Annotated in this window: 10 protein-coding genes and 1 tRNA gene; 7 read left to right on the forward strand and 4 right to left on the reverse strand. The window is 63.1% G+C overall.

Annotated elements, in window-relative coordinates; translation table 11 throughout:
• Positions 1-4 precede the first annotated feature (4 nt).
• Complete coding sequence (locus P3G66_RS04360) at positions 5-1114, reverse strand: serine hydrolase domain-containing protein (protein ID WP_007727723.1); 1110 nt, start codon at positions 1112-1114, stop codon at positions 5-7.
• A 250-nt stretch (positions 1115-1364) separates the two neighbouring features.
• Here P3G66_RS04360 and P3G66_RS04365 point away from each other — a divergent pair, with 250 nt between their 5' ends.
• The 4 genes from P3G66_RS04365 to P3G66_RS04380 all read left to right on the forward strand — a co-directional run bounded on the left by P3G66_RS04365 (position 1365) and on the right by P3G66_RS04380 (position 5252).
• Positions 1365-1898 carry an NlpC/P60 family protein gene (locus tag P3G66_RS04365; RefSeq protein WP_003940435.1) on the forward strand — a complete coding sequence of 178 codons (534 nt, stop codon included), beginning with the start codon at positions 1365-1367 and terminating at the stop codon, positions 1896-1898.
• A gap of 65 nt (positions 1899-1963) precedes the next feature.
• The gene (locus P3G66_RS04370; protein ID WP_003940586.1) at positions 1964-2650 is read left to right on the forward strand and encodes a response regulator transcription factor; all 687 of its coding nucleotides are present in this window, start codon (positions 1964-1966) and stop codon (positions 2648-2650) included.
• Complete coding sequence (locus P3G66_RS04375; RefSeq protein ID WP_007727705.1) at positions 2647-3642, forward strand: HAMP domain-containing sensor histidine kinase; 996 nt, start codon at positions 2647-2649, stop codon at positions 3640-3642. Before P3G66_RS04370 ends, P3G66_RS04375 begins: the two co-directional genes overlap by 4 nt.
• Before the next feature lie 107 nt (positions 3643-3749).
• A complete protein-coding gene (locus P3G66_RS04380) occupies positions 3750-5252 on the forward strand; it encodes a DUF4173 domain-containing protein (protein ID WP_346349155.1) in 1503 nt (500 codons plus the stop codon).
• Between the two features lie 73 nt (positions 5253-5325).
• Here P3G66_RS04380 and P3G66_RS04385 read toward each other — a convergent pair whose 3' ends face one another.
• Positions 5326-7662, reverse strand: a complete 2337-nt coding sequence (locus tag P3G66_RS04385) for an arylsulfatase (RefSeq protein ID WP_276116229.1) — start codon at positions 7660-7662, stop codon at positions 5326-5328.
• A 205-nt stretch (positions 7663-7867) separates the two neighbouring features.
• Here P3G66_RS04385 and P3G66_RS04390 point away from each other — a divergent pair, with 205 nt between their 5' ends.
• Positions 7868-8536, forward strand: coding sequence for a TetR family transcriptional regulator (locus P3G66_RS04390; RefSeq protein ID WP_276116231.1), 669 nt, complete (start codon positions 7868-7870; stop codon positions 8534-8536).
• Between the two features lie 35 nt (positions 8537-8571).
• The gene (locus tag P3G66_RS04395; protein ID WP_276116232.1) at positions 8572-9489 is read left to right on the forward strand and encodes a TauD/TfdA family dioxygenase; all 918 of its coding nucleotides are present in this window, start codon (positions 8572-8574) and stop codon (positions 9487-9489) included.
• Position 9490: 1 nt separating this feature from the next.
• Here the strand turns inward: P3G66_RS04395 and P3G66_RS04400 are convergent, their stop codons facing one another.
• The gene (locus P3G66_RS04400; protein WP_037125552.1) at positions 9491-10453 is read right to left on the reverse strand and encodes a formylglycine-generating enzyme family protein; all 963 of its coding nucleotides are present in this window, start codon (positions 10451-10453) and stop codon (positions 9491-9493) included.
• A gap of 49 nt (positions 10454-10502) precedes the next feature.
• Positions 10503-10578, reverse strand: a tRNA-Arg gene (locus tag P3G66_RS04405).
• A 242-nt stretch (positions 10579-10820) separates the two neighbouring features.
• Between P3G66_RS04405 and P3G66_RS04410 the strand changes: the two genes are divergently transcribed.
• Positions 10821-12200 carry an LLM class flavin-dependent oxidoreductase gene (locus tag P3G66_RS04410; RefSeq protein ID WP_204855484.1) on the forward strand — a complete coding sequence of 460 codons (1380 nt, stop codon included), beginning with the start codon at positions 10821-10823 and terminating at the stop codon, positions 12198-12200.
• The last annotated feature ends 8 nt before the right edge of the window (positions 12201-12208 follow it).

Consider the following 12208-nt stretch of genomic DNA (forward strand, 5'->3'; position numbering starts at 1 on the left):
AGCGTCAGGGGCAGAGTGCGTGCGAGAGTATCGCGACGGTGTCCGGCTGGTCCTTCGGCGTCGACGTCAGCGTCACAGTGAACGCGCGGTCCGGCGTCGCGCCGGACAGTGTGTAGTACCCGTAGATCCCACCACTGTGGCCGGTATAGGTGACGCCGCAGGGAAGTTCGGTGGCGCCGACGCCCATCCCGTACCCGAGTCCCTCGGCTTCGGTGGCGGCGACCTGAGGGGTGGTCATCTCGGCAAGCTGCTCGGCCGGCACCACCCGCCCGTCGAGTAGTGCACGCCAGAAGGTGTTCAGGTCTGTGCCCGTCGAGACCATCGCTCCGGCAGCCCAGGGGATCGACGGTTCCGTGCGGGAAACGTCGGTCAGGCCACCGTCGAGATCCTGATAGCCCGTCAGGTGATCGCCCCTGATGTCGAGCTCACCGGCCGGCGGGAGGTACGTGTCTTCCAAGTCCAGCGGATCGAGTATCCGAGACCGGAGTTCATCGGCGTAGCTGCGGCCGCTCACGGATTCGACGAGCATTCCGAGAACGATGTAGTTGGTGTTGGTGTAGACGAACGACGTTCCGGGGACGAATTGCGCCGGTTTGCCGAGGGCGATGGCGACCGCGGCGGACGGCGTCAGCGTTCTGTTCTCGTTAGCGGCAATCCATTCGTCGGCGCCGGGTTCTCCGGCGAACTCGGGAAGGCCGCTGCGATGTTGCAGCAGTTGCCGCACGGTGATCGCGCTACCGTCGATGCCACTGCCGTCCATGTCACTGCTGTGCAGTAGGCCCGGGAGATACCGCTCGATCGGTGCGTCGAGGTCGACCTTGCCCTCGGCGACCAACTGCAGAACGAGTGAAGCTGTGAATGTCTTTGTCACACTTCCGATCCGGACGCGATCATTCTTGCCGATCGAATCGCCGTTGGTCCGGTTGGGCACGCCGCTGGTCATGACAGCCGTCGTGGTGCCGTCGTCGAGTGTTGCGATCGACCCGACGACACCCGACCTGGTGAGTCCGTCGAGATCCGATTGAATCTCCACTGCGCGCTGGAGCGTCGAGCAACCGACGAGTGCCGTGGTGGCTCCGATGATGACCGCGGCGACGAGCAGGTATGGGCGCATGAGTCGAATCTATGGACCTTGTCGTGCCGCGGGATCCAGGAAATCCCCCATCATTCCCTGATCTTCTGCCAGCCCGGGACGTAAGGCCCGTTTGTTCAAAACCGACAAATCGGATCAATCATTCCTGTCCGAACACCACGTCCACGCCGTTAACATCCGAACGAAGTGTTTGTTTTCACGTGTCTTACCAGTTCACGGCTATCGAGGTGCGCTGCCGCGCGCCGAAACGACTCCCACGAAGGACGGATGCATGAAGAAGTCGACACTCCGCACGGGAACGGTCGCGGCTTTGCTGACCGGAAGTGTCCTGTTGCTTTCCGCTGCCCCTGCCTCAGCCGACCCGGGAAGCCTCGGTAGCGGTGGCAGTAGCGGGAGTTCCGGAAGCGTGGGAAGCACGGGCAGCATCAGCAGCGGATCAGCCGCCCTTCCGATTCCGAGTCCGGCAGGGCTGATCGCGCTGGCAGCGGCGAGCACTCAGACCGGAAAGCCCTACCAGTGGGGCGGCGTCGGGCCGAACTCGTGGGACTGCTCCGGGCTGGTGCAATGGGCGTTTCGGCAGGCCGGCGTGAATCTGCCACGGACCAGCCAACAGCAGGCCAACGTCGGACAGCCGGTTCCCCGGTGGGCCCTCGCCCCCGGCGACGTCATCACCTTCTACCCCGGTGCGACGCACGTCGGCATCTACGCTGGGTTCGGAATGGTGTTCAACGCCTACGGAGTTGGTGTTCCGACCGGACTGACGCCCCTGGCGGATCTGCCGATCAACAACATCCGCAGGTTCTAGAACCTGCACAGAACCTTCACAAGTCCTCCCAGGTTCATCCACGAGGGCCGAATACAGTCAGTTCCATGAGTCAGCGAAGAGTGCTCGTGGTCGACGACGAGGTCAGCATCTGCGAGTCCATCGCGGCGAGGCTGCGTGCCGAGGGCTACGACGTCGAGCTGGCGTTCGACGGTCCCAGCGCGGTGGCCCGCTGCGAGCAGATGGACGCAGACCTGGTGGTACTCGACGTGATGATGCCGGGATTCGACGGACTCGAAGTCTGCCGCCGCATCCAGGCCGTGCGCCCGGTGCCTGTGCTGATGCTGACCGCTCGCGCCGATGAAACGGACATGCTGATCGGTCTCGGCGTCGGGGCCGACGACTATCTGAGCAAGCCGTTCAGCATGCGTGTGCTCGTCGCCCGGGTGCAGGCTCTGCTTCGGCGTGCGGATCGCGCGGAGCACGCTGCTCGCCCGGTGGCCGACCTCCTCGAGTTCGGTGACGTCGTGATCGACCTGACCGAACGTCGAGTGCGCCGTGATGCGCAAGAAGTTCACCTGACTCGCACCGAATTCGATCTCATCGCCTATCTGGCGGAGCGGCCGCGAGCCGCGATCCCGCGGGAGTCGCTGCTCGAGGAGATCTGGGGCTGGGGTGAGGGAGCGGGCAGTCGGACCGTCGACAGCCACGTCAAGGCACTGCGACGCAAGCTCGGACCTTCCGTGATCCGGACCGTTCACGGCGTCGGGTACGCCTGGGACGTGCCGCGATGAGCGTCGTCGACCGTCTTTTTGCACGGTGGCCGCGGCCGCTGGACCCGATGCGGTCCTTCAAGGTGAAGGTCGGCCTCCTGGTTGTCGCAGCACTGGTGTTCGCCGCCGGTGGTTTCTGGCTGACGTCGCAACAACCGTTTCGTTTTGCTCTACTGACGGCGTTGGTTGTCGCTCTCGGCGTTACGCAGGTGCTCGCACACGGGATGACGTCACCGCTTCGCGAGATGACGGCCGCGGCGAAGGCGATGGCGCGCGGCGACTATTCGCGGCGAGTACGAGCGACTTCCAGAGACGAAGTAGGCGAACTCGCCCATGCGTTCAATCGGATGGCCGAGGACCTCGGGGCCGACGACCGGTACCGCCGCGAGTTGATCGGCAACGTCTCCCATGAACTGCGCACGCCCATCACCGCTTTGCAAGCCATGCTCGAGAACGTCGTCGACGGTGTCGAAGAACCGGATCCGGCGATGATGAAATCGGCGCTGCGGCAAACGGAACGACTGGGCGCGCTGGTAGCCGACCTTCTCGATCTCTCGAAACTCGAGGGTGGCGCAATGCCGTTGAAACGCCGCCGTTTCGAGGTCGAGCCGTTCCTACGCGAGCTGTCGAGTGTGAGTGCGGGCGACATCGAGATAGACGTCAAGCCTCCACAATTGTCCGTGGTCGCCGATCCGGATCGCCTCCACCAGGTGGTGACCAACCTGGTGGACAATGCGGTTCAGCACGGGAACGTCGACACCAAAGTTGTCATCCGAGTACGTACCGGCAGCGCGGGGGAGTTGGTGCTCGACGTCCACGACGACGGCCCCGGCATCGAACCACAGGCCCGTGAGCGAGTGTTCGACCGCTTCATCCGCGGCGGCTCGACCGACGGGGGCACCGGACTCGGCCTCGCGATCGCGAAGTGGGCGGTCGAATTACATGACGGCAGGATTGCCGTCGTCGATGCCCCGTCGGGTTGTTGCATTCGAGTAGTGCTGCCGCAGAACTGAATCAAAGTCCCTGACGAGATCGAGAGATCTCGCGATGGCGCATGTCTTCATCGGCATTCGTCTGTACTTCCGACCCTGAAAATTGAACCAGACACATAGGAGATCACATGAGCGCTCCGATAGTAATTCCACCGAAACCGCCGATGCCGGCCGTAAAACCCAAGCGTCCCAGCCGGTTCTGGCGTCCCGATCGCACGTCGATGGCCACCCGCTCGATGCTCCTCGGCGCGGCCGCAGTAGGGGTGCTTGCGGCCCTGATCCTCGACCCAGGGTTCGCGAGTATCGCGTACGTGATCGTGGGTGCCGGTGTGGTGATCGTCTTCGGGATTCTGACGCCGCCGCGGATGACCCTGACGCAGTGGGCCGCCGCGATGGGGATGCTCGCACTTCTGGGCGTTGCCGCCGTTCGCGGTGCGGAGTGGTTGGTGTTCCTCTGCGTCGTAGCTGCGTGGGTTCTGTTCACGTGGACTCTGATCGGCGGGCGGACGTGGACCGGAATACTTCTGGGAACGTTCGCTCCCTGGCGGGCACCCCACCGGACGGTCAACTTCGTTCGTCGTCGAAAACTCGCTACCCGCTCTGCTCCGCGGGTGCCGGCGGCGCGAGTTGTCGTCGTGAGCGCAGTGTCGATTCTTCTCCTGCTGATTTTCGGATCTTTGTTCGTGAGTGCGGATCCGGAGTTCGCGAAGATCTTCGGCGGCTTCGCTCCTGCCATCTCGGTGTCGAACCCGGGGGCACGGATCTTTGCCGGCGTCGTGATGGCGTTCGGCACACTGGTTGCGGTGTACCTGCGCCGCAGAACGCCGACGGTGGACGCGTTTGCACCTGCGCCCGCGACGCCGTTGCCGATGTGGGAGTGGGCGGTTCCGCTCGGAGTGCTCAACGTGCTGTTCCTCGGTTTTGTTGCAGTACAGACGAAGACGCTGTTCGGGGGAGACGAGCACGTACAGGTGACCGACGGACTGACTTATGCGGACTACGCGCGTGAGGGTTTCTGGCAGCTCATGGCGGTTACCGTGCTGACGCTGCTCGTCATCGCCGTCGCAGTGCGGTACATCGACCGCCGGGACGCTGGATCGAGGCGTCTTGCCCGCGGACTGTTGGGTGCACTGTGTGTCTTCAGCCTGGTGATCGTGGCGTCCGCTGTGCACCGGATGTGGTTGTACGAGAATCAGTACGGTTTCACGGTGCTCCGGGTCAGCGTCTTCGCGACCGAGCTGCTTCTTGGCTTCGTGTTCGTGTTGTTGCTCGTCGCAGGTATTCGGATGTCCGGGAAGTGGCTGCCCACAGCTGTTCTCGCCACTTCGGCCGTCGCGCTGCTGGCCTTCGCGGTGTTCAACCCCGACGCGTACATCGCGCAAAAGAACGTGGAACGGTTCGAGGGCGGCAAGAGCATCGACGTTTCCTACTTACGCGGGCTCTCCGTCGACGCGGTACCCGCCTTGGATCGTCTACCGGAACCGCAGCGTTCGTGTGCCTTGAGCAGATATCGATTCGGAGTGCCGGGCACCACTGCGCCCTGGGAGTTCAACGCAGCGCGTGAGAAGGCCCGCGACGTCCTGGAAGCTCGCCCGGTGGGGCCGTGCCTGCAGATGTACACGGTCGGATAGACGCAGGGCGATTGTGCAGCCGCACGGCAGATATCGCGCGCGGCTGCACAATCGGCGAGCGTCGCCTGGTCGATCAGTGCACGGCGAGTGAGATTTTCTCCCGTTCCTCTGCGGACACCACGTCTCGGGTGGATCGTAAGTCGACGGTCACGCTGTGGAGTTTGCCGCCGTAGCGGAACGTGCCCTTCTCCGCAAACTCCTCCGCCACCGGGCTTCCCCGGTTGATGCCGACGTCGAGCTGTTCGTTCATGCTGAAGGTCGCCCGAGTGGTCTTCTCGATCCGGCCTTCGGAGATCACCTCGCCGTCGACAATCAGGGTGGCGGTTCCGCCCTTGCCGATTCCGCCGCCGTCGTACTCGAAGTGGACGGACACCTCGCACGCATCGGGTGCCAGCGGGTTGCGCCCACGCACGAAGGTCCGACCACCGCCGCTGAAGTTGTAGCAGTAGACGGGAACGGAATCGATGATGTACAAAGCGAATCCGCCGAACCGGCCACCGAGGCTGACCAGCATGCCGTCGGCGACGCTACCCAGACTCGCGGTCAGCGTGTACGAGCGGTTGAAGAACGTCGGTGCGGCTTTCTCGACCAGACCGTTCATGTGTGGGTACAGCGTGAGGGTCTTGCGGCCCATCATCGGATGCGGGGGTCGTGATTCCGCGGTGGCGTGGCGACCGACCGTTCTGTCGTCCAGCGGCAACACCTGATATTTGGCAGCCTCGACGAGGAACTTTTCCTTGAGCCGGGCCAGGATCTCGGGATGCTCGTCCGCGAGATCGCGGGCCTGCGACCAGTCGACCGAGGTGTCGTACAGCTCCCAACGGTCTTCGCTCATCGGTGTGAGCTCGAGGCCGTGAGTGGCCATCAGCCAGGGTGCGCGGTGGGCCGTGACTGCGGTCCAACCGTGATCGTAGATTCCGCGGTTGCCGAAGATCTCGAAATACTGTGTGGTGTGGCGCTCTTCGGCGTCGGGCTCGGCGAAGGTGTAGTTCATCGCCACGCCTTCCATCGGTTTCTGGGTCACCCCGTCGACGCTGGTCGGTGCCGGAATGCCGGCAGCTTCCAGGATTGTCGGCGTGATGTCGACGCAGTGATGCCACTGCTCCCTGATTCCTGGCTTGTTGATCCCCTTGGGCCAGTGGGCGATCAGACCGTTTCGGGTACCGCCGTAGTGGGACGCAACCTGCTTGGCCCACTGGTAAGGGGTGTCGAGAGCCAGAGCCCACGACGCCGGATAGTGCGGGTAGCTGGTTTCGGTCCCCAATTCGTCGTAGCGCGCCAGTACGTCGGATGTCGCACTCTTGTAACCGTTGAGGCCGGCGAGGTAGTTGAACGAACCCTCCATTCCGCCTTCCGCGGAAGCGCCGTTGTCACCCATCATGTAGAGCACCAGAGTGTTGTCGAGTACACCCATGTCCTGCAACCGGTCGACGAGTCTGCCTACCTCGTCGTCGGTGTGCTCGAGAAACGCCGCGTACAACTCCATCAAACGGGCCGAGACCTTCTTCTGGTCGTCGTCGAGTTCGTCCCAGTGTGGGAGCCCTGGAGCCCAGGGGGCCAATTCGGTGTCAGGAGCGACGACGCCCAGTTCCTTCTGCTTTTGGAGGGTGATCTCGCGTTGGCGATCCCACCCATGATCGAATTCGCCGACGTACTTGTTCAGGTATCGGTCCGGAACCTGCAGTGGAGCGTGGCACGCGCCGAAGGGGAGATAGCAGAACCACGGCTTGTCGGGGTCCATCGTGTTGACGCCCTCGACCCATTCGATCGCGTGGTCGACGAGATCTTCGGACAGGTGGTAACCCTCCTGTGGCGTCTTGGGTAAGTCGACCATCGTGAAGTCCTCGTAGAGAACCGGGGTGAACTGGTCGGACTCGGCACCGAGAAAACCGTAGAACTTGTCGAAACCCTCACGGACCGGCCACCGATCGAACGGCCCGGCAGCGGTGGTCTCCCACGTCGGGGTCTGGTGCATCTTACCGAAAGCACCTGTCGCATAGCCGTTTCCCTGCAGGACGCGTGCGACCGTGGCTGCAGAGGCGGGTCGGGTTCCGTTGTATCCCGGTGCCGCGTTGGCCATTTCGGAGATGACACCCATACCGACACTGTGGTGGTTGCGCCCGGTCAGTGTGGCGGCACGCGTCGGCGAGCACAGAGCCGTGGTGTGGAATCGGCTGTATTTCACGCCGGTTTCGGCCAAACGCTCGGCGGTGGGGGTGCGGCACGGGCCACCGAACGCGGAGGGTGCGCCGAATCCGACGTCGTCGATCATGATCAGCAGCACGTTCGGGGCCCCGACCGGCGGGCGAAGCGGTTCCGGGCGGGTGTACGGGGGATTCTGATCGGGGTAGTACACGGCGGCCGCGACGTTCGGCGTCTCGGGAATGATCGGAATGGAATGGCGATTCACCAGCAGGCTCCTTGGCGTGTGCAAAACCGGGTGGATTAAGCGGTCGTCTTAATCTGGAGCGTATCGAGCGGAATTGAGTTGGCGGCGTATGTCTCGTTGACTGGGACAACTACCCCCGTGAGTGGTTGAGGAGTCCCTGCACTCTCTAACCGCGCACAGGGGATGGGGCTTGCGGAATTAAGACAGTGACTTATATGGTCGGTGTATGCCCGCCTCGTTGGATGCCAAGAACGCCATGATCGCCGTCGCCGAGCGGATGTTCGCCGAGCAAGGTATTCACGAGGTGTCCATGCGGGACGTGGCGACTGCGGCCGGGCAGCGCAACAACTCTGCAGTTCAGTATCACTTCGGTGGGCGAGACGGTCTGGTGCTGGCCGTATTCCGGCATCGGATGGATCAGATAAACGCAGCAAGACTGTCGTGTCTCGACGACATCGACGCCCGTGGGCGGACCGACTTGGTCCGTGCTTTGGTCGAAGCCTTTCTGTACCCGCTGGCAGATTATCTGGCGACGGTCGACGGTTCCAACTATGCGAGGTTCATTGCCCGAATCTCACCGTCGGTGGATACGCAGAGTGCTGAGTTCCGCGAGGTCAGCGAGGGGATCAACGAAGTTGTCGTCAGGTTGACGCGGGCATTGCCACATCTGCCCCGCCGCGTCGCGGTGGAACGGATCGATCTGACGTTCAACATGAGCGTCTCCGCTCTGGCAATCTTCGAGCAGCGCCGCGAAGACGAAAACCCGGTTGTGCAGGCAGATTTCGATACGACGGTGGATCATCTGGTCGATCTCGCGGTAGGAGCACTGACCGCGCCCCGAAGCGCACACAAACGCACACGAGCAAAGCGGGTGCACGCGTCGACTGACGTGTGACCCCGCGACACGACACGACAGGACGGAGTCATTCGATGGCTACCCTTACATCCTCACGAACAGTCCAAATCGGCAATCACACAATCGAATTCGGACCACGCGGAATGAGGCGCAATGCGGAAGGCGTTGAATCGAGGCCGTACGAGCGGTTCACTCTGACACCCGTCACACCGTTCATCGGTGCCGAGATCAGCGATATCGACTTGCGTGATCCGTCGGAGGAGCAGATCGAGGACGTGCGCCGGGCCCTCCTCGAATGGAAGGTCGTGTTCTTTCGGGACCAGCCGATTTCGAGCGTGAATCATCGTGACTTCGCGGCCCATTGGGGTGAACTCGAGGTCCATCCACTTCTCCCACAGGGAGAGGTCCCGGCAGTCGTCAGATTCGAACGCGGAGAGGACAGTCCAGGAACCGAGAACATCTGGCACGTCGACGTCACCTGGACGAAGACGCCGCCGCTCGGTTCAGTACTTCGGGCGATCGACGTACCGCCTGCCGGTGGTGACACGCTCTGGGCTGATATGGGTAACGCCTTCGACTGCCTCCCCGACGAGATCAAGGAATTGATCGACGGCAAGGACGCCATCCACGATTTCGTGCCGTCCTTCGGACGCGGCATGAGCCCGGAGAAGTTGGAACAGATGAAGGAGCAGTACCCGCCGGTCCTGCACCCGATGGTGCGTAAGCATCCGGAGACCGGGCGTAAGACTCTGTTCGTCAACAGCCTTTTCACCACCCACATTCCGGACATGGATCCTGTCGAAGGCAACGATCTGCTCAACCTGCTGTTCGCGCAGGTCAAGGTCCCGGACTTCCAGTGCCGCTTCAAGTGGGCGCCGAATTCCATTGCCTTCTGGGACAACCGGGCTACCCAGCACTACGCAGCGAGTGATTACTTCCCTCATCGCCGCGTCATGGAGCGGGTGGCCATCCTGGGGGACGTGCCCTTCTGATCTACTCCTGCGGAATGCGGATGATGCACCGGAAGCCGACGTGGCAGGTCGAGGACTCCTCGGATTCGCCCTGCCGCGCGGCGGGGCGGTAGCGCAAGCAGTAGTTCGGTGCACACAGATGTGAGCCGCCCTTGATCACCCGTCGCGCGTAGGGTTCGCCCACCAACGCCTCCGTGGCGAACTCCGCTCGGGGATTACGAGGAATGCAGCACGACGAGGCCGGGGCGACGTTCTTGGAACTGTGGGCGTGGTCCGATGTGTAGTGATCGGCCGTCCATTCCCACACGTTCCCGGCCATGTCGAACAGTCCGTAGCCGTTGGGCCGGAACTTTCCGACCGGAGCGGTGCGCTCGTACCCGTCCTCGAGCAGATTCTCCCAGGGGAACTGGCCCTGCCACACGTTGCCACCGGGCCGCCCGCCCGGAGAGTCGTGATCGCCCCACACGTACGCCTGGCGATCGAGTCCACCGCGGGCGGCAAACTCCCACTCGGCCTCGGTCGGGAGTTCCTTGCCGGCCCACGCGGCGTAGGCCTGGGCGTCGAAGTACGACACGTGGGTGACGGGGTGCCGTTCACGTCCCCCGATGTTGCTGTCGGCGCCCTCGGGATGGCGCCAATCGGCGCCGGGAGTGAACGACCACCACTGGGTGTAGTCGTCAAGTGAAACCGGGCCGGGTGGCGAATTGAAGACCAACGATCCCGGGACGAGGAGGGCTGGATCGGCGTCGGGATAGTCGGCGGCGTCCGGGGCGATTTCAGCAGTGGTGACGTGGCCGGTTGCCTTCACGAAGCGTCGGAACTCGGCGACCGTCACCGCCGTCGTGTCCATCCAGAATCCGTCGACTGTGACCTGGTGAACTGGGCGTTCTTCCGGATAGAAATCTTCGGAGCCCATCCAGTACGTCCCACCCGGGATCAAAGACATGTTCTTCGGGGGAGTAGCCGTGGAGTGAGGCGTCGTCATGAATTCAAGAATGGCACGTTGGTCACGCCGATGTGGGGAGAGTCCCACCTGGTGCCCTCGGCAGGATTCGAACCTGCGACCCTTCCTTTAGGAGAGGAATGCTCTATCCCCTGAGCTACGAGGGCGGGGAGCGTACCGACAAGCACTGAAAACCCTGTGCTGCCGGGGTTTTCGCTTCTCGATACTGCTGTTGCATCCGCTCGACCTGTCGGCACGAAGCCTCGGGCGTCACAGCTGCGCTAGTCAGTGTAGCGGCCCGCCGACGAGGTCGCGAAGTCGACGGTATCGCCGGGTGCAAGCAGGAGCCGAACCGATCGCACTGATCGCAATGGTGTTCACCGCGGAGCAGGCACGGCATCGTGCGGGAATGACCCGCAGAATCCGATTCAACGCCTTTGCCATGAACTGCGTCGCCCACCAATCGCCAGGTCTGTGGCGCCACCCGGAGGACCAGTCGTCCAGGTACACGGATCTGAGGTACTGGACGGAATTGGCGAAGCTCCTCGAGCGTGGACGATTCGACGGGCTGTTCCTGGCTGACGTGTTGGGAACGTACGACGTGTACGGCGGCAATCACGACGCAGCGCTGCGGCAGGGCGCGCAGGTACCGGTCTCGGACCCGCTACTGCTGGCGTCGGCGATGGCTGCCGTGACCGAGCACTTGGGCTTCGGGATCACCGCAGGTACAGCTTTCGAGCATCCCTACCCGTTCGCTCGGCGCTTGAGCACCCTCGACCACCTGACGAACGGGCGAATCGGGTGGAACGTGGTCACCGGATACCTCCCCTCGGCCGCACGGAACATGGGCGAGGACGACCAACTCCAGCACGACGATCGCTACGACCACGCGGACGAGTACCTCGAAGTTCTCTACAAGTTGTGGGAAACGTCGTGGGAAGACGACGCGGTGGTGCGTGACAGAACCACCGGGGTCTACACAGACCCCGCCAAGGTTCATCCGATCGAGCACGAAGGCAAGCACTTCACCGTTCCGGGCATCCACATCTCCGAACCTTCTCCGCAGCGGACGCCGGTCATCTTCCAGGCCGGCGCGTCGCCTCGTGGGGTGCGGTTCGCCGCTGAGAATGCCGAAGCAATTTTTGTCGGTGCACCGACAAAGGCGATTCTCAAAGACACCGTTGCCCGAATCCGAAACGAACTGACGAAGGTCGGGCGAGATCCGTACTCGGCCCGCATCTACACACTGTTGACGATCATCACCGACCGAACCCCTGAGTTGGCCCAGGCGAAACTCGAGGACTACCGCAGCTACGCGAGTAGTGAAGGCGCGCTCGTTTTCACCTCGGGGTGGATGGGAATCGACCTCTCCGGATACCGAGCGGACGAGCCGATCGGGAACGTCGAGAGCAATGCCATTCAATCCGCGGTCGCATCGTTTCGTCAGGCCGACGAGAAAGGCGGCGAATGGACGGTGGGGGACATCGCGGAGTGGGCGGGCATCGGCGGGCTCGGCCCGATCGTTGTCGGTTCCGGCGCGGAGGTCGCCGACGAGTTGCAGGAGTGGGTGTCCGAGACCGACGTCGACGGTTTCAATCTCGCGTACGCGGTGACTCCCGGAACCTTCGAAGACATTGTGGAGCATGTGATTCCGGAGCTGACCAAACGAGGTGCCTACCAGGGCGACTACGACGAGGGAACGCTGCGCAACAAACTGTTCGGGCGAGGGGACAGGCTGCCGCTCGAACACCGAGGCCGGAGCTTCGACCGGATCCGCACTGCCGGCTGAGCGGGGAC

This window comes from Rhodococcus sp. C3V (assembly GCF_029269915.1).
GTDB lineage: Bacteria > Actinomycetota > Actinomycetes > Mycobacteriales > Mycobacteriaceae > Rhodococcus_F > Rhodococcus_F qingshengii.